At 71.1% G+C, this 17,865-nt stretch carries 16 protein-coding genes and 1 tRNA gene; 4 read left to right on the top strand and 13 right to left on the bottom strand.

Features of this window, described 5'->3' with window-relative positions; genetic code table 11:
- Nucleotides 1–46: 46 nt before the first annotated feature.
- From BJ991_RS09050 to BJ991_RS09030, 5 genes are all read right to left on the bottom strand, one after another.
- Nucleotides 47–601 (bottom strand): MOSC domain-containing protein, encoded by a 555-nt coding sequence (locus BJ991_RS09050; RefSeq protein ID WP_179489351.1) that lies wholly within the window; start codon nt 599–601, stop codon nt 47–49.
- A gap of 62 nt (nt 602–663) precedes the next feature.
- Nucleotides 664–3,420: a cation-translocating P-type ATPase gene (locus tag BJ991_RS09045; protein ID WP_179489350.1), complete on the bottom strand. Its 2,757-nt coding sequence runs from the start codon at nt 3,418–3,420 to the stop codon at nt 664–666.
- 29 nt (nt 3,421–3,449) lie between these two features.
- On the bottom strand, nt 3,450–4,484 hold the full coding sequence (locus tag BJ991_RS09040) for a ribose-phosphate diphosphokinase (RefSeq protein WP_179489348.1): 1,035 nt from the start codon (nt 4,482–4,484) through the stop codon (nt 3,450–3,452).
- Entirely contained in the window at nt 4,459–5,925 is a 1,467-nt protein-coding gene (gene glmU, locus BJ991_RS09035) for a bifunctional UDP-N-acetylglucosamine diphosphorylase/glucosamine-1-phosphate N-acetyltransferase GlmU (RefSeq protein ID WP_179489346.1), read from the bottom strand. The genes BJ991_RS09040 and glmU overlap by 26 nt, the downstream gene beginning before the upstream one ends.
- A gap of 1 nt (nt 5,926) precedes the next feature.
- Nucleotides 5,927–5,998: transfer RNA gene (locus tag BJ991_RS09030), tRNA-Gln, on the bottom strand.
- A 172-nt stretch (nt 5,999–6,170) separates the two neighbouring features.
- Here BJ991_RS09030 and BJ991_RS09025 point away from each other — a divergent pair.
- Entirely contained in the window at nt 6,171–6,674 is a 504-nt protein-coding gene (locus BJ991_RS09025) for a MarR family winged helix-turn-helix transcriptional regulator (protein ID WP_179489344.1), read from the top strand.
- A gap of 31 nt (nt 6,675–6,705) precedes the next feature.
- On the opposite strand, the gene BJ991_RS09020 is transcribed toward BJ991_RS09025, so the two are convergent.
- The 6 genes from BJ991_RS09020 to BJ991_RS08995 all read right to left on the bottom strand — a co-directional run bounded on the left by BJ991_RS09020 (nt 6,706) and on the right by BJ991_RS08995 (nt 13,295).
- The gene (locus tag BJ991_RS09020) at nt 6,706–8,520 is read right to left on the bottom strand and encodes an ABC-F family ATP-binding cassette domain-containing protein (protein WP_179489342.1); all 1,815 of its coding nucleotides are present in this window, start codon (nt 8,518–8,520) and stop codon (nt 6,706–6,708) included.
- 80 nt (nt 8,521–8,600) lie between these two features.
- Nucleotides 8,601–9,950 (bottom strand): GNAT family N-acetyltransferase, encoded by a 1,350-nt coding sequence (locus tag BJ991_RS09015; protein ID WP_246301063.1) that lies wholly within the window; start codon nt 9,948–9,950, stop codon nt 8,601–8,603.
- A 117-nt stretch (nt 9,951–10,067) separates the two neighbouring features.
- Entirely contained in the window at nt 10,068–10,991 is a 924-nt protein-coding gene (locus BJ991_RS09010) for an ABC transporter substrate-binding protein (RefSeq protein ID WP_179489338.1), read from the bottom strand.
- 32 nt (nt 10,992–11,023) lie between these two features.
- Nucleotides 11,024–11,788: an ABC transporter permease subunit gene (locus BJ991_RS09005; RefSeq protein WP_179492644.1), complete on the bottom strand. Its 765-nt coding sequence runs from the start codon at nt 11,786–11,788 to the stop codon at nt 11,024–11,026.
- Nucleotides 11,785–12,471, bottom strand: coding sequence for an ABC transporter permease subunit (locus tag BJ991_RS09000; protein WP_179489336.1), 687 nt, complete (start codon nt 12,469–12,471; stop codon nt 11,785–11,787). Before BJ991_RS09000 ends, BJ991_RS09005 begins: the two co-directional genes overlap by 4 nt.
- Nucleotides 12,468–13,295 (bottom strand): ATP-binding cassette domain-containing protein, encoded by an 828-nt coding sequence (locus tag BJ991_RS08995; RefSeq protein ID WP_179489334.1) that lies wholly within the window; start codon nt 13,293–13,295, stop codon nt 12,468–12,470. Before BJ991_RS08995 ends, BJ991_RS09000 begins: the two co-directional genes overlap by 4 nt.
- 183 nt (nt 13,296–13,478) lie before the next feature.
- Between BJ991_RS08995 and BJ991_RS08990 the strand changes: the two genes are divergently transcribed.
- The 3 genes from BJ991_RS08990 to BJ991_RS08980 are packed head-to-tail and all read left to right on the top strand — an operon-like array spanning nt 13,479 to nt 15,659.
- A complete protein-coding gene (locus tag BJ991_RS08990; RefSeq protein WP_179489332.1) occupies nt 13,479–15,164 on the top strand; it encodes an FAD-dependent oxidoreductase in 1,686 nt (561 codons plus the stop codon).
- Entirely contained in the window at nt 15,164–15,451 is a 288-nt protein-coding gene (locus tag BJ991_RS08985; RefSeq protein WP_425487546.1) for a metal-sensitive transcriptional regulator, read from the top strand. The genes BJ991_RS08990 and BJ991_RS08985 overlap by 1 nt, the downstream gene beginning before the upstream one ends.
- Nucleotides 15,452–15,491: 40 nt before the next feature.
- The gene (locus tag BJ991_RS08980; RefSeq protein ID WP_179489328.1) at nt 15,492–15,659 is read left to right on the top strand and encodes a hypothetical protein; all 168 of its coding nucleotides are present in this window, start codon (nt 15,492–15,494) and stop codon (nt 15,657–15,659) included.
- Between the two features lie 49 nt (nt 15,660–15,708).
- Here BJ991_RS08980 and BJ991_RS08975 read toward each other — a convergent pair whose 3' ends face one another.
- A complete protein-coding gene (locus BJ991_RS08975; protein WP_179489326.1) occupies nt 15,709–16,635 on the bottom strand; it encodes a 4-(cytidine 5'-diphospho)-2-C-methyl-D-erythritol kinase in 927 nt (308 codons plus the stop codon).
- On the bottom strand, nt 16,632–17,699 hold the full coding sequence (locus tag BJ991_RS08970; RefSeq protein WP_179489324.1) for an aldo/keto reductase: 1,068 nt from the start codon (nt 17,697–17,699) through the stop codon (nt 16,632–16,634). The genes BJ991_RS08975 and BJ991_RS08970 overlap by 4 nt, the downstream gene beginning before the upstream one ends.
- Between the last annotated feature and the right edge of the window lie 166 nt (nt 17,700–17,865).

Below are 17,865 nucleotides of genomic sequence, written 5' to 3'. Positions count from 1 at the left end.
AGCGCGAAGACGCGGTTCCACGCCGCCGTGAGCCACGCGGGCACGGTCACACCACCGGGAGAGGCTCGTGCGGCTCGTCGGGGAGGGTGACGCGGATGCCGTCGCCGGGGCGCACGACGCCGCCCCGCGCGACGACCGACATGACGCCCGCGAGGCGGACTGTGGCGCCGTCCTCGTCGACGTGGATGAGCTCCTTCATGAGGCCAGCCGACAGGCCGTTGATCTGAGTGCACGGATTGCGCAGCCCCGTGACCTCGATGACCGCCTCGTCGCCGAGTGTCAGCCGCGCGCCGCGGGGCAGTGACAGCAGGTCGATGCCCGACGTCGTCACGTTCTCGCCGAGCTCACCGGGGGCGACCGCATGTCCGCGCCGCGCGACCTCGTCGAAGAGCTCCGCGTGCATGAGGTGCACCTGCCGCAGGTTCGGCGAGCTCGGGTCGCGGCGCACGCGGGACCGGTGCTTGACGGTGGCTCCGGCGTGGGCGTCGCCTTCCACCCCGAGTCCTTCGATGAGCGTGATGCTGTCGCGGGTCGGCTTGCTGAATCGATGGCCGTCGTCGCGCGCCACGGCAACGACGGTCCCTGCGAGGCTGTCGGTCACGGTTCAACGCTAGCGGTCGCGCTGAGCACCTCGGCGCCGCAGCCGGGCGCCCGCTCGACCGGCTACGAGCGGCTTCGGCGGCGGCGAATGAGCTTCAGCAGCTCGATCGCGAAGAACAGGACGACGGACAAGCCGAGCGGAAGCAGCCACGACTGGAGCGTGAGCGGACGCGAGTCGAACAGGTCGTTCATGAACGGCGCGTACGTGTAGACGAGCTGCAGCACGATGAGCGCGAGGGCGGACCACCACACGACCCGGTTGCCGCGGAACACGTCGAACGTGATGCTCGAGCGCGTGAGGAACCGGCAGTTGAACAGGTACGCGAGCTGGCCGAGCGCGAGCATCGCGACGGCCTCGGTGCGCGCGTACGGGATGTCGGTGCCGGCGGCGACGACGCTGTAGAACACGCCGAGCGTGGCGCCGCCGATGAGCAGCGACACGATGAGCACGAAGCCGAGCTCGCGCAGGTTGATGATCGAGCCGCCCGGCGGCCGCGGCGGGCGCCGCATGATGCCCTTCTCACCGGGCTCGTACGCGAGCGCGAGCGACAGCGTGACGGCGGTCACCATGTTGACCCACAGCACCTGGACGGGCGTGAGCGGCAGGGCGATGCCCAGGACGACGGCGACGAGGATCACGAGCGACTGCGCGCCGTTGGTCGGCAGCAGGAAGACGATCGACTTGCGGAGGTTGTCGTAGATGCGGCGGCCCTCGCGGATCGCGCTGCGGATCGTCGCGAAGTTGTCGTCGGCGAGGACGATCTCGGCCGCCTCCTTCGTGGCCTCGGTGCCCTTGATGCCCATCGCGATGCCCACGTTCGCGCGCGTGAGAGCCGGTGCGTCGTTGACGCCGTCGCCCGTCATCGCCACGACCTCGTCGTGGGCCTGCAGCGCGCGCACGATGCGGATCTTGTGCTCGGGGCTCGTGCGCGCGTAGACGTCGACCTCGCGCACGACCTCCTTGAGCTGCTCCTGCGACAGCCCCTCGAGCTCGGTGCCCGTGATCACGTGCACGTCCTCGCCGTCGGGGACGAGCCCCATCTCCCGGCTGATCGCGAGGGCTGTCCCGGCGTGGTCGCCGGTGATCATCTTGACCCGGATGCCGGCGGTGTGGCAGTCCGCGATCGCGTCGATCGCCTCCGGCCGAGGCGGATCGAGGATGCCCCACACGCCGAGGAACTCGAGGTCGTGAAGGTCGTCGAGGTCCACATGGTCGACCGGCGGCGCGACGGGGCGACGAGCCGCCGCGAGCACCCGGAGCCCCTGCGCGCTGAGCTCGTCGATCGTGCTCCCCCACAGCGCGAGATCGAGCGGCTCCGTGCCGGAAGCGCCCCGCTGGCCCGAGGACCGCTCGAGCAGGCGGTCGGGCGCGCCCTTGACGAGGATCGCGCGGGAGTGGTCGGCGGACTCGTTCACTGTCGCCATGAGCTTGTTGGCCGAGTCGAACGGCAGCACTCCCACGCGGCGTGTGCCCTCGCTCGTGACGCCGCCCTTCATCGCGACGACCTTGAGCGCCCCCTCCGTCGGCTCTCCGACGAGCGACCAGCGCCCCGCGGAGGTGTCGGCGACATCCTGGGCCGCCGGCGCGTCGCGCACGATGTGGGCGTCGTTGCACAGAGTCGCCACGGCGAGGATCGCCGCAAGATCGGGTGCGGGGCGCTCGGGAGCATCCGCCCCTTCGCTTCCGTCGGGTGTGATCTCGCCGCGCGGATCGTACCCGAGCCCCGAGACGCCGTACGCCCGGACGCGCGTGACGATGCGCCGCACGGTCATTTCATTCCGAGTGAGGGTGCCGGTCTTGTCGGAGCACACGGTGGTGACCGAACCCAGCGCCTCGACGGCGGGCAGCTTGCGCGTGATCGCGTGGCGCTTGGCCATCTGCTGGACGCCGATCGCGAGCGTGATCGTCACGAGCGCGGGAAGCCCTTCGGGGATCGCCGCGACGGCGAAGCCGACCGTGGCGGAGATGAGCTCGCCGAACGGCATGCCGTGCAGGAACCGGCCGATCGCGAGCATGACGACGGCCATGCCGAGGATCACGAGCGTCAGCACGCGCCCGAACCCGGCGAGCTGCTTCGTGAGAGGGGTGTCGAGCGAACCCGCCTCTCCGACGAGGCTCTGGATCTTGCCGATCTCGGTCGAAGCCCCCGTGCCGGTCACGATGCCGCGCCCCTGGCCCGCGGCGACGATCGTGCCTGAGAACGCCATCGACGCGCGGTCGCCGACCCCGGCATCCGCCGCGACCGGATCCACCGACTTCGAGGCCGGCACCGACTCGCCCGTCAGGGCGGACTCGTCGATCCGCAGCTGGAACGACTGGAACAGCCGCAGGTCGGCGGGCACCTTGTCGCCCGGCGCGAGCCGGACGACATCTCCGGGAACGAGGTCGGCAGCGACGACGGTGACCCAGCGTCCGTCGCGGCGCGCGCTCGCATCGGCCGACAGCATGCCGCGGATGCCGGCGAGCGCCTTCTCGGCGCGGCCTTCCTGCACGTAGCCGATCACCGCGTTGATGATGGCGACCGACATGATGACCCAGAAGTCGAGCCAGTCCTGCATGATCGCCTTGACCGCGGCCGCGCCGAGCAGGATGTAGATCAGCGTGTCGTTGAAGTGTGCGAGGAAGCGGAGAATCGCGGGCTTGCGCTTCGGCTCGGGCAGCAGATTCGGGCCGTGCTCTTCGAGCCGGTCGGCGGCGGCTGCCGACGACAGGCCTTCCAAACCTGTTCCAAGCGCCTCGGCGACGTCGTCGACCGGCAGCGCGTACGGCCGCTCGGGTGCGATGCTGAGGGTACCCGCGGTGCTGCTCTGCTCTGCCATGGCGGCTCCTCGCGCGCGGGACGGTGGGGTCAGGCGGCTCCGTCGAACATGCGCGTGACCGAGCCGTCTTCGAAGACCTCCTTGATCGCGCGCGCCAGCAGCGGGGCGATCGGAAGAATCGTGAGGCTCGGGAAGCGCTTGTCGAGCGGGATGGGGATCGTGTCGGTCACGACGACCTCGTCGATCGAATCGCTCTGCAGGCGCTCGGACGCGGGATCGCTGAAGACCGGATGCGTCGCCGCGACGATCACGCGCTCGGCGCCGTTCGCTTTGAGGGCCTCCGCCGCCTTCACGATCGTGCCGCCCGTGTCGATCATGTCGTCGACGAGCAGGCACACCCGGCCATTGACGCGGCCGACGATCTCGTTGACGGTGACCTGGTTGGCGACGTTCGGGTCGCGGCGCTTGTGGATGATCGCGAGCGGGGCGCCGAGGCTGTCGGACCACGTGTCGGCGACGCGCACACGCCCCGTGTCGGGCGAAACGACCGTGAGCTTCGCACGATCCTCTTCGGTCAGGGTGCGCTGGAAGTACTCGAGCAGCACCGGCTTGGCGAAGAGGTGGTCGACCGGCCCGTCGAAGAAGCCCTGCACCTGCGCCGCGTGCAGATCGACGCTCATGACGCGATCGGCGCCGGCCGTCTTGAGCAGGTCGGCGACGAGGCGCGCGCTGATCGGCTCGCGGCCGCGGCCCTTCTTGTCCTGCCGGGAGTACGGGAAGTACGGCGCCACGACGGTGATTCGCTTGGCGGACGCCCGCTTCGCCGCGTCGAGCATGATGAGCAGCTCCATCATCCACTCGTTCACCGGCTGGCCGAACGACTGGATGAGGAACATGTCGCACCCGCGGATCGAGACCTCGAACCGGGTCAGGATCTCACCCGATGCGAACGTGCGGTACTCGGTGGGGACGAGCTCGGTGCCCAGCGCCTTCGCGACCTGGCTCGCAAGCTCGGGATGAGATCGACCGGATGCGACGACGAGGCGCTTCTTGGTCTTCGCGACGAGCCCTGGGGCGATGTCGTGCTCTCGATCGAGGTCAACCGTCTTGTTCTTGCGCCCCATCGTCCGCCTTCTGTGCGCTTCGGGCCTTGGCCGCCACTTCGGCCGCCGCGGTTCCCGGTCTGTTCTTCTCGACCCACCCCTCGATGTTGCGCTGGGGTGACACGCTCAAGGCCAGGGCGCCAGCGGGGACATCCTTGCGGATCACGGCCCCCGCCCCGGTCTTCGCTCCGTCTCCGATCCTAACGGGCGCGACGAAGACGTTGTGCGACCCGCTGTGCACCTCGTCGCCGATCTCGGTGCGGTGCTTGGCGAGATCGTCGTAGTTCGCGGTGATCGCACCGGCGCCGAGGTTCACCCCCGTGCCGATCGTGGTATCGCCGATGTACGACAGGTGCGGCACCTTGCTGCGCTCGCCGATCGTGGAGTTCTTCGTCTCGACGAACGTGCCGATCTTCCCCTTGTCGCCGAGGTACGTGCCCGGGCGCAGGTACGCGAAGGGCCCGACGCTCGCGCCCGCGCCGATGACGGCGAGGGTCGCGTCCGCCCGGCGCACGGTCGCCTGCTCGCCCACCTCGCAGTCGACCAGCGTCGTGTCAGGGCCGATCACGGCACCCGTCGCGACCGTCGTCGACCGGAGGATGTGCGTGTTGGGAAGGACCACCACGTCGGGGGCGAGCGTCGCCGTCACGTCGATCCACGTCGTGGCGGGATCCTGGATCGTCACGCCCTCGAGCTGCCACCGGCGCACGATGCGCTGGTTGAGGATTCGCGCGGCCTCGGCGAGCTGGGCTCGGTCGTTCACGCCGAGCGCGGCCGCGGCATCCGGCGCCTGCTGGACCGACACGACCTCGCCCTCGCCGCGCGCGAGACCCACGACGTCGGTGAGGTAGCGCTCGCCCTGCGCGTTGGCGGAGTCGAGGCGCGGCAGATGCGTGCGCAGCGCGTCGACGCGGAACACGTACACGCCGGCGTTGATCTCGCTGACGGATGCCTCGTCGTCGGTCGCGTCCTTCTGCTCGACGATGCGGCGGACGTCGCCCGAGTCGTCACGGATGACCCGGCCGTAGCCCGATGGATCGCCGACGACCGCGCTCAGCAGCGTCACGGCCGCGCGGCGCGCGCGGTGGGTCGCGACGAGGTCGGCGAGCGTCGAGGGCTCGAGGAGCGGGACGTCGCCGCTCAGCACGAGCACGTCTCCTGCGAATCCGTCGAGGACGGGGAGCGCCACCTCGACGGCACGTCCCGTGCCGGGGATCTCGTCCTGGTCGACGACGACCGCGGCGGGGTCGAGCTCGCTGATCGCGGACGCGACCGCCTCGCGCTCGTGGCGCACGACGACGACGACGCGCTCGGGCGACAGGGCGTGCGCGGCGTCGAGCACATGCGCGACGAGCGGCCTGCCGCCGATGCCGTGCAGGACCTTCGGCGTGCGGGACTTCATGCGCGTGCCCTGGCCCGCGGCGAGGACGATCACGGCGAGCGACGATGCGGTGTTCTCCATGCTCCGCCGCCAGGACTCGAACCTGGACCTCACAGCTCCAAAGGCTGTCGTGCTGCCATTACACCACGGCGGATCGCGCTCCTCCGGTGCCGGAGGCGCGCCTCGTCAAGTCTGCCAGACGGCGCCTGTGCCACCCTCCGCGGGTCGGCTCGCGAGACGCGGTTCGGGGCGGATTCCGTGGGTTGGGGCGCGTTTCGTGCGCCCCAACGTCGGAATCCCGCCCCAATCCCCGGAACAATGGGGGTATGCCGAAGGAGACGGACGAGGTCGACCGGATCGTCAGCGCGTGGACCCGCCAGCGTCCCGACCTCGACTTCTCGCCCCTGGAAGTCCTCTCGCGCGTCGACCGCCTGTCGCGCCACCTCGACCGCGCTAGGCGCGACGCGTTCCACCGCAGCGAGCTCGAGCCGTGGGAGTGGGACGTGCTGTCGGCGCTGCGCCGCGCGGGCGAGCCCTTCCAGCTCAGCCCCAAGCAGCTCCTGCAGCAGACGCTCGTCTCGAGCGGCACCATGACGAACCGCATCGACCGCCTCGTGGGCCGGCGTCTTGTGCGGCGCGAGGCCGACCCCGATGACGGGCGCAGCATCCTCGTGATCCTCACCGACGACGGTCGCACGCGCGTCGACGCCGCCATCACGCGACTCGTCGACGCGGAGGCGCTGCTGCTCGACGCGCTCTCACGCGCGGATCGGGAGCGCCTCGCGTCGCTGCTGCGCAAACTGAGCCTGAGCTTCGACACGGCCGAATGACCCCGCCCCGCTCCCCCGGCGGCAGACCACGTCAGCCGGTCTGCTCGCTCAGCTCGTACCAGCGCGCCTCGACCTCGTCGCGCTCGGACTCGAGCGCTCCGATCCGCTCCATCTCGGCGCTGAGAGCGACGTAGTCGGACTGGTCGCGATCGGCCAGCGCGACGCGCGCGGCGTCGATCTCCTTCTCGAGCCGCTCGAGACGGCGCTCGAGCCCCGCGAGCTCCTTCTGTGCGGCACGCAGCTCTGCGCCCGTGAGACCGGTCGAGACGGGCGAGGCGGATGCCGCGGCATCCGTCTCGCCGCTGCGTTTCGTCTCGCTGCGCTCGCTCGACGACCGGGCGCGCAGACGCAGGTACTCGTCGACGCCGCCGGGGAGGTGCCGCAGGCGCCCGCCGAGGATCGCGTACTGCTGGTCGGTCACACGCTCGATGAAGTAGCGATCGTGCGAGACGACGATGAGGGTGCCGGCCCACGAGTCGAGGAGGTCTTCGAGCGCGGCGAGCATGTCGGTGTCGAGGTCGTTCGTCGGCTCGTCGAGGATCAGGACGTTGGGCTGCTCGAGGAGGATCAGCAGGAGCTGCAGACGCCGCTTCTGGCCGCCGGAGAGATCCTTGACCGGCGTGGCCAGTTGCGCGCTCGCGAAGCCCATGCGCTCGAGGAGCTGTCCGGGGGTGAGCTCCTGCGCCTTGGAGCCCGTGCCGAACGTGTAGGTCGTGCGCAGGCGCGAGACGACGACGCGCACGGGGTCGTCGAGATGGTCCTCGAGCTCGTCGAGGCGCTGCGTGAGCGTCGCGACCTTGACGGTCTTTCCGCGCTTGACGCGGCCCGCCGTCGGGAGGACGTCACCCGAGATGAGCCCGAGCAGCGTCGACTTGCCGGCTCCGTTGACGCCGAGGATGCCGGTGCGCTCACCAGGCGCGAGACGCCACTCCACGTCGTGGAGCACCTCGGTCGAGTCGTACGTCACCGACACGTCGAGGAGGTCCACGACGTCCTTGCCGAGACGCGTCACGGCGAGCGACTGCAGCTCGGTCTTGTCGCGGATCTCCGGCACGTCGGCGATGAGCGCGTTCGCGGCCTCGATGCGGAACCTGGGCTTGGACGTGCGCGCCGGTGCGCCTCGGCGCAGCCACGCGAGCTCCTTCCGGGCGAGGTTCTGGCGCCGGGCCTCGATCGCGGCCGCTTGCCGGTCGCGCTCGACGCGCTGGAGGATGTAGGCCGCGTAGCCGCCGTCGAACGGCTCGACGATGCGGTCGTGCACCTCCCACGTCCTGGTGCAGACCTCGTCGAGGAACCAGCGGTCGTGGGTCACGACGAGCAGACCGCCGACGGTCGCCGCCCACCGGCGCTTGAGGTGGGACGCCAGCCACGCGATCGCCTCGACATCGAGGTGGTTGGTCGGCTCGTCGAGGAAGAGCACGTCGTCGTCGCGCGTGAGGAGGGCGGCGAGCGAGACCCGGCGGCGCTGGCCGCCGGAGAGGTCGGTCACTGGACCGTCCCACGCGATCCCGTCGAGCAGCCCGGCGATGACGTCGCGGACCCTCGCGTCGCCCGCCCACTCGTGCTCCGCGCGATCGCCGACCACCGCCTCGCGCACGGTCAGCGAGTCGTCGAGCGTGTCGGACTGGTCGAGAACTCCGACGCGCACTCCCCCGCGCATCGTGACGCGTCCGGAATCGGGCTCGAGGCGCCCCGCGAGCATCGCGAGCAGGCTCGACTTGCCGTCGCCGTTGCGCCCGACGATGCCGATGCGGTCGCCCTCTTCGACGCCGAGCGAGACGCCGTCGAAGACGACCTTCGTGGGGAACTCCAGGTGCAGGGCCTCGGCCCCGAGAAGATGTGCCATGTCCGCTCCAGGCTAGGCGACACGACGCGGCGGTCCGCACGCCGCTGCTCTCGCCTCCTCTGCGATCGGCGTGCCGCCGGTCAGTACCAGAAGCTCAGACGAGGCGGCGTGTGCCACGAGAAGACGCGAGCGGCCGCGACGGGATCGTCGGTCGTCACCCTGCCGGCGCGGTGCAGCGTCGCGAGTGAGACGCCGCCGAGGTACACCGCCGACAGCTCGGTGATCCCGAGGCGCACCACGAGAGCGTCATCCGGCTCGGCGTCGGGCTGGACCGGGGTCACCCGGCCGACGCCGTCCGCGTCGACGTCGAGCACGAAGGCGCCGTGAGTGAAGCCGAGCGTGTCGGACACGTCGAGGAGCAGCCGCCCGGCCGCCCCGAAGCGTCGCGTCTCGAGTGCGGCGACGACGTCGAGGATGCGCACGTACTGGTGGTCGCGAAGCGTGATGGTCGCGGCGCGCTGATCGGCGATCATCCACCAGAGGGGCTCCTCGACCGACAGCTCGTGCGCGCTGACCTCGCCGACGAGGTCGAGCTCGAGCAGGAAGCGCCACAGTGCGGCGTACGCGTCGGCGGTCTCGGCGAGCAGGTAGTGGACCGAGACCTTCGCCTTCGTGAAGTCGTCGTGGTTCTCGTGCACCGCGTAGATCGCCACACCGCGAACCTCGCCGACGGCATCCGTGTACTGGACCGCACGCTTCTCGCCCGCCTTCTCGGCGACCGGCGTCGTGCCCGACATCTGATCCCAGTGGCCCGGCGGGACGTCGATCTCGCCCGCCACGAGCCGCCGCGCGCGGTCGTGCAGATCCGGTGCGAGCTCGCGGAAGCGCTGGCGCGGGATGAAATCGACGCGTCCTTCGGGGAGCGGCCCGATCCATCCCGCTCGCCGCGTCTCGATGCGCCACGTGGCGCTCGCGGCCGCCGGTGCGAAGCCGTAGCGCCCGTACAGGGTCGACTCGCTGACGGTGAGCATCGCCATCGGGATGCCCGCCGCGTGGGCCGACCGGAGCTCGCCCTCGAGCATCGCGCGTGCGATGCCGCGGCGGCGGTGCGTCGGCGCCACCGTGACCGCCGTGATCGCGCACGACGGGATCACGGCGCCGCCCGGCACAGTGAGCTCGCCGATCCACGATGCGATCGTCGCGACGGGCGCCTCCGACACGGGCGATGCCGGGTCGTAGACACCCGTCAGCCGGCGGTAGGCCGACCGCTCGCGCGAGGACGCGACGTGCTCGTCGCTGCGCTCGGAATCCTGGAACCCACGTGCGACGGACTGCAGCCACGGTGCGAACGCGTCGCTGTCGACCGGCACCCTCCGATACGCGAGGCCGCCAGCCGCCAGTCGCTCCTGGGACTGCTCGTCGACGGGGCCGGCGCGGAACGCCGCGCGGTCGTCCTCGCTCGCGACCAGGGCCGTCGCTCGTTCGCTCATGTTCATGCTCCTGTCCGCGATTCGGCGGCGCCTACGGGCACTGCCGGTCCCCGAAGAGGCGCCCATCCAGGGTAGGCGGGCGCCCCTCCGGGGTGTGTCGTCAGTCGTGCCCGCGCGTCAGACGAGCCCGTTCTCCTCCAGCCACTGCGACGCGATGTCTTCGGCCGAGAGCTGGTCCTGCGTGCTCTGCACGTTGAGGGCGACGAGGCCCTCGGGCGTGAGCGCTGCGCTCACGGCGTTGATCACCTCGGAGATCTGATCCGCGATGTCGGCGTTCGCCACCGGCACGACGTTCGACGCGAGGAACAGGCCCTCGGGGTCGTCGAGCACGACGAGATCCTCGGTCTGGATGCGCGGGTCGGCGGTGAACACGTTCGCGACGTTGACCGTCCCTGCGACGAGGTCTTCCACGGTCGTGTCACCCGTGGGGGTGAACTCCACCTCGATGCCGTACGTCTCGAGCAGACCGGTCGGGCCGTACGGCCGCTCGGCGAGCTCAGGCGGGCCGCCGAGCGTGAGCGGCTCGGTGACATTCGCGAGGTCGGGGATCGCCGCCAGGTCGTACTGCTCGGCGAACGCCGCCGTGACGGTGTACGAGTCCTGGTCGCTCGCCGTCGACTGATCGAGCACCACGAGCCCCTCGGGAAGGGCGTCGGGCAGCGCCGCGTACACGTCTTCGGACGTGCGCGCGGTCGTCTCGGGGTCGAAGAACTGCAGCAGGTTGCCGCTGTACTCGGGGAACAGGTCGACCTCGCCGTTCTCGAGCGCCGGGATGTAGGCGTCGCGCTGGCCGATGTTGAACTGGCGCTCGACCTCGAAGCCGGCGTTCTCGAGCGCCTGGGCGTAGATCTCGGCGATGATCTCGTTCGAGTAGTACGCCTGCGACCCGACGACGATGGTGTCGCTCGGGGCATCCGTGTCGTCGCCGCCGCCGGCACCGGGGTCGAGCGGATCGCTGGACGAACAGCCCGCGAGCACCAGGGCCGCGACCGTGCCCGCCAGCAGTGCGCCGGCGGTCCGGGACTTCTTGCGTGTGAACATGGGGGATCTCCTTCTGGTGGGGACTTCGGAACTCACGTGAGGACGGGACTGCGGTCGACGGGCCGGGTGTCGGATGCCGCGGCCGCCGCGCCTGCGGAGGAGCCGGGCGCACCGGGACCCGCCGCGCGACTCGCGCGCACGCCCCGCGGCACGACGGCGCGCTGCGTCAGCGCGAAGAGCCCGTCGAGCACGAGGGCGAGCGCCGCGACGAGGAGCGCGCCGCCGAGCACCATGTCGTAGCGGCGCAGCGGGATGCCGGCGATGATGTACTGCCCGAGCCCGCCGAGGCCGACGTACGCGCCGATCGTGACCGTCGCCACGACCTGCAGCGTCGCTGCCCGCAGCCCGGCGACGAGCAGCGGCAGGCCGAGCGGCACCTCGACGCGCCACAGCACCTGCCACGGCGTCATGCCGATCGCGCGCGACGCGCCGATGACGTCGCGGTCGATCGCCTCGAACCCCGCGTACGCGCCGGCGAGGATCGACGGGATCGCGAGCAGCACGTAGCTGATGACCGCCGCCTCGGGCTTGTGCAGCACGCCGATGAGCATCACGAGCAGCACGAGCAGCCCGAACGAAGGGATCGCGCGCGCCGCACCCGAGACCGCGACCGCGATGTCGCGCCCGCGCCCCGTGTGGCCGATGAGCCACCCGAGCGGCACCGCGATCGCCGCGGCGACGAGCACCGAGATCGCGGTGTACGCGAGGTGCTGTGCGAGCGCGACCGGGATGGCCGTCGGCCCCTCGAGCCGCTCGGGCGAGAAGAGCCACGCGAAGGCGTCGAGGAAGAGGTTCACGTCGTCGCCCCTGCTTCGAGCCCGATCCGGATGCCGCGCCGCCGCCGCGCCATCGTGCGCAGCCACGGCATGAGTGCACGGCCCAGCGCCACGAGCGCGAGATCGACGACGAGCGCGATGACCGCGACGGCGACCATGCCTGCGAACACCTCCGCGACGATTCGCCGCTGCAGACCGTTCGTGAAGAGGTACCCGAGGTTGGTGACGCCCACGAGCACGCCGACGGTGGCGAGGGCGATCGTGCTCGCGGCGGTGACGCGGAGACCCGCGAGCAGCACGGGACCTGCGAGCGGCAGGTCGACGGCGAAGAATCGCCGGGGTCCGCCGAAGCCCATCGCGACGGCGGCGAGGCGCACGTCGGCGTCGACGGAGTCGAACCCGTCCACGACCGAGCGCACGAGCAGCGCGACGGCGTAGATCGTGAGCGCGAGGATCAGGTTCACCTCGGAGAACGCGGGCACGCCGATGATCCCGGGCAGGATCGCGAGCAGAGCCAGCGACGGGATCGTGTAGAGGAGCCCCGTTACGATGACGACCGGGCTGCGCAGCAGGCGGAAGCGCCACGCGACCCACCCGAGCGGCAGCGAGATCACGAAGCCGAGCACGATCGGGATGAGGCTCTGCCGCAGGTGGACGAGCGTGAGCGACCAGATGAGGTCGAGGTTGTCGAGCACCCAGCTCACGGGGCATCCGCCTCTGACACCAGCGCACCCTGCGTGCGCCCGTCGGTGTCGACGACGACCGTGCCGCGCGCCGTCTGCTTGAGGCGCAGCGCGCGTCGGCCTCGGTCGGCGCCGATGAAGGACTCGACGAACCCGGATGCCGGGTCCTCGATGATCTCGCTCGGACTGCCCACCTGCGCGATGTGCGCCCCCGTCTCGAGGATCACCACCTGATCGCCCAGGAGGAAGGCCTCGTCGATGTCGTGCGTCACGAACACGACGGTCTTGTCGAGCTCGCGCTGCAGGCGGATGACCTCCTGCTGCAGCTCGGACCGCACGATCGGGTCGACAGCGCCGAAGGGCTCGTCCATCAGGAGGATGTTCGGGTCGGCGGCGAGCCCGCGCGCGACGCCGACGCGCTGCTGCTGACCGCCCGAGAGCTGGCTCGGATAGCGGTCGGCCATGCTCTCGTCGAGGCCCACCGTCCGCATGAGCTCGAGCGCACGGCTGCGCGCCTCACGCCGTGAGGTGCCTTCGAGCACGGGAACCGTGGCGATGTTCTCGGCCACCGTGAAGTGCGGCATGAGGCCCGAGTTCTGCATGACGTAGCCGATGCTGCGCCGCAGGCGCACGGGGTCGCGCCCTGCGACGTCTTCGCCGTCGATCGAGACGGTGCCGGAGGTGGGATCGACCATGCGGTTGATCATTCGCAGCAGCGTGGTCTTGCCGCTTCCGGACGACCCGACCAGCACCGTGGTGCGCCGCGCGGGCATCACGATGCTGAACCCTTCGACGGCGACCGTGCCGTCGGGGAACCGCTTCGTGACATCGGCGAATTCGATCACGCGTTCGTCGCCTTCGGGTCGGTGTCAGGGTTTCCCCACGGTACCGGACCCCTACGACACAGGGGGTCGGATGGCGGGATTCGATGCACCCCCAAGCCGGATCCCGATTTGCGTTCCTATACCCCTGGGGGTATCTTGATCTCAAGCCCGTGGATACCCCTAGGGGTATAGGAGGAGAGACAGATGCGCATCGTGATCGTCGGCGGAGTCGCAGCCGGCATGAGCACCGCCGCCCGCGCGCGGCGGCATGACGAGTCGGCCGAGATCATCGTGCTCGAGCGCGGGCCCGAGGTGTCGTTCGCGAACTGCGGCCTGCCCTACTACGTGGGCGGCGAGATCGAGGACGCATCCGCCCTCCTGCTGCACACGCCCGAGACGCTGCGAGCCTCGCTCAACCTGGACGTGCGCACCGGCCACGAGGTCGTCGCGATCGACACGACCACGCGCACGGTGACCGCGAGCTCGCCCGAGGGTCCTGTCACGATCGCGTACGACGCGCTGGTGCTCGCCCCCGGCGCGGCGCCCGTGCGTCCGCCGCTGGTGGGACTCGACTCCCCACGGGTGCACACCCTGCGCACGGTCGGCGACGCGGTCGCCCTGCGAGACGGCGTCGAATCCGGCGCCCAGCGCGCCGTGGTGCTCGGCGCCGGCTTCATCGGCCTCGAGGCCGCCGAGTCGCTGCGCGCCGCGGGCCTGGCCGTCGACGTCGTCGAGCTCGCCCCGCACGTCCTGCCCCCTCTCGAGCGGGAGCTCGCCACGCTCGTGCGCGACGAACTGGTCCGCCTCGGCATCGGCGTGCACGACGGCGTGGCAGCCGATCGGATCGATGACCGGCCGGATGCGGCATCCGTCGTCCTCTCGGACGGAACCGCGATCGACGCCGACCTCGTCGTGCTCTCCGTCGGCGTGCGGCCCGACACGGCCTTCGCCGAGTCGGCCGGCATCCAGACGGTGCGCGGCGCGATCGTCGTCGACGCGCGCGGCCGCACGTCGGCGGAGCGCGTGTGGGCCGCGGGTGACGCGACGCTGTCGACGGATGCCGTCACCGGCGTCTCCCGCCCGGTCGCGCTCGCCGGGCCCGCGAATCGCGCGGGCCGCCTCATCGCCGACGACATCTTCGGCATGACCGGCGCGCGGCCCATCCCCTCCGCCGCGGGCACCGCCATCATCCGGGTCGGCGAGCTGACCGCCGCAATGACCGGCGCGAATCGCGCGTCGCTCGATGCCGCCGAGATCGAGTACCGGACCCTGCACCTGCACCCGAACCAGCACGCCGGCTACTTCCCCGGCGCCGCGCCGATGCACCTCGTCGTGCACATCGCCGCGTCCGACGGGCGCCTTCTGGGCGCTCAGGCGGTCGGCGTCGAGGGCGTCGACAAGCGCATCGACGTGCTCGCCACCGCGCTGCGCGCCGGCCTCGCCGCTCCCGACCTCATCGACCTCGACCTCGCGTACTCGCCGATCTACGGCCAGGCGAAGGACGCCGTCAACCTCGTCGGCATGGTCGCCGAGAACGTCCTCAACGGGCGTCTCCGCTTGTGGTACGCCGACGAGGTCGAGCAGGTCGCCGCCGACGCGCTCGTACTCGACGTGCGCACGCGCGCCGAGTTCGCGACCGGGCACATCCCGGGTGCGCTCAACATCCCGCACACCGAGCTGCGGGACCGCCTCGACGAGGTGACGGATGCCGCGTCCGGCCGTCCCGTCCGAGTGCTGTGCGCCGCCGGTGTGCGCGCCAACATCGCGCACCGCGTGCTCGTGGGCGCCGGGTTCGACTCGGCCTCGCTCTCGGGCGGCATCCAGACCCTGCGCCAGTGGCACGGCGCCGAGATCGACCGCATCGTCCAGACCGAGGGAGTCCTCGCATGATGATCACCGGAACACCCGAAGAGCAGGCGGCCACGCGCAAGCGCATCTCCCACCGCCTGCGGCGCGCCCAGGGCCAGCTCACCGCCGTGATCGGCGCGATCGAGTCCGGCGGATCCTGCCGCGACATCGTCACCCAGCTCTCGGCGGTGTCGAGCGCGCTCGACCGCGCGGGCTTCGCCATCGTCTCGGCAGCGATGCGGGACTGCGTGCTCGACCCGGATGCCGCGGCCGATGCCGAAGGCCTCACCGTCGAGGAGCTCGAGAAGCTCTTCATGGCGCTCGCCTGAGCCGAACCACCCACCCCTGATCGACCCACGGAGACCCATCATGTGTCAGAAGATCACCTGCACCACGTGCGGCAAGGCCACCTGGACCGGCTGCGGACAGCACGTCGAGTCGGCACTCGCCGGCGTGCCCGCATCCGCTCGCTGCCAAGGTCACGACGCCGCACCCGCCGAGCGCAGAGGCCTGTTCGCGTCGCTCTTCGGCCGCTGATCCGCTGACGCCCTCCCGGGGGGCCCGGGTCGGCCACCGCCGCGGGCGCTCACCCGACGACGCGCGCCCCCGGTACCGGGCCGTGCACGTGGAGGGCGTTGTAGCCCGCCGCGGTGAGCGAGACCTGCAGGTCGAGCGCCGCCTCGGAGCCGAGCGTGAGGAACGCGACGGTCGGACCCGATCCCGACACCATCCCGGCGAGCGCACCCGCGCTCTCACCGAGCTCGAGCGTCTCGCGCAGCTCGGGCTGCAGCGACAGCGCGGCGGACTGCAGGTCGTTGCGCACGCACTGCGCGAGCGCAACGGGGTCTCCCGCGCGCAGCGCGTGCAGCACGGCGGTGTCGACCGACGGGCCGCGCAGCGGCGGGGCGATGTCAGGCCCTTCGCGCAGCGCGTCGAGGTGCCGGTAGACCTCCGGCGTCGACAGGCCGCCCTCGAAGGGCACGACGACCCAGTCGAAGCGCCCCTGGGCGAGCGCGGGGCTCAGGCGGTCGCCGCGTCCGGTGCCGATCGCCGTGCCGCCCATGAGCGCGAAGGGCACGTCCGCCCCGAGCTTCGCGCCGAGCCGCTGCAGATGCGCGGAGCCGAGCTCGCCGCCCCACAGCGCGTCGCACGCGACGAGTGCGGCCGCGGCATCCGCCGACCCTCCGCCCATGCCCCCCGCGACCGGCACGCGCTTGACGATCTCGAGGTGCACGCCGCCCTCGTGCCCGAGCTCCTTGGCCACGAGCCGCGCCGCGCGCAGCGCGAGGTTGCGGTCGTCGGCGGGCACGCCCGCTACGTCGACCGTGCCGCTGACCGACACCGTGAACTCGGGCGAGGGCTCCGCCCACACCTCCTCGAACAGCGACACGGCCTGATACGCGGAGGCGACGTCGTGGTAGCCGTCGTCCTGCACCGCGCCGACCTCGAAGAAGAGGTTCAGCTTGCCCGGCGCCCTCGCGTGGACGCGCTCCGTCGCGAGCGCCTCGCTCACAGCTCGGTCGACTCCGCCCAGAGATCCACGTCGATGCTGTCGGCCGCCGCGTCGATCTGCTCGAGCTCCTCGGTCGTGAAGGCGGGGCCGTCGAGAGCGGCGAGGTTCTCGTCGAGCTGCTCGGGCCGCGATGCGCCGATGAGGGCGGATGCCACGACCGGCTCGCGCAGCACCCACTGGATCGCCAGCTGGGCGAGCGTCTGCCCGCGCTCCTTCGCGACGACATCGAGGCTGCGCAGGGCCGACAGGGCCCTGTCGCTCAGTCGGCCGCCCGGGAGAGACGACCGCTGCTGAGCGCGCTGCGCCGTGCCGTCCTGGAGATACCGGCTCGTGAGCAGCCCTTGGGCGAGGGGTGTGAAGGCGATCGCGCCGAGGCCCTCCTTCTTCAGCAGCCCCGTCAGGCCGTCCTCGATCCACCGGTTCAGAATCGAGTAGGCAGGCTGGTGGATGACCAGGGGCGTGCCCATCGACCGCGCGCACGCGGCCGCCACGGCGGTGCGCTGCGCGCTGTAGGACGAGATGCCCACGTAGAGGGCCTTGCCCTGCCGTACGAGCGTGTCGAGGGCGCCGACCGTCTCTTCGATCGGGGTGACCGGGTCGGCGCGGTGCGAGTAGAAGATGTCGACGTGGTCGAGCCCCATGCGCGTGAGCGACTGGTCGGCGCTGGCGAGGATGTACTTGCGCGACGCGAAGTCGCCGTACGGCCCCGGCCACATGTCCCACCCCGCCTTCGACGAGATGATCAGCTCGTCGCGATACGGGCGGAAGTCCTCCGCGAAGATGCGGCCGAAGTTCTTCTCGGCCGAACCGTACGGCGGCCCGTAGTTGTTCGCGAGGTCGAAGTGCGTGATCCCCCTATCGAACGCGTGCCGCAGCAGCGCCCGCTGGTCGTCGAGCGGGATGTTGTCACCGAAGTTCCACCACAGTCCGAGCGAAATCGGAGGAAGATAGAGACCAGACGCCCCCACCTGGCGATAGTCGGCGACCGAGTACCGATCTCCGGCTGCGGAAAAGGGACGGTGGATGTCGAGGACGTCGGGCCGGAAGCGCGGTGCGTCGGTCATCCTGTCAGGCTAGCGCGCGCGACCCCCCGCGGCGACGGGGTCGAACGACGTCTCGCGACGGTACACGCTGGTCCCCGACCACGACCGGAAACGCCGGCGAAACACCGGCTGACTAGGGTGTCGATCCGCCGACCCTGGCGGGAGGCATCCGTCAAGACAGAGAGGA

This window comes from Microbacterium immunditiarum, assembly GCF_013409785.1.
GTDB classification, from domain to species: domain Bacteria; phylum Actinomycetota; class Actinomycetes; order Actinomycetales; family Microbacteriaceae; genus Microbacterium; species Microbacterium immunditiarum.
This window is presented reverse-complemented; position numbering and strand designations above follow the sequence as displayed.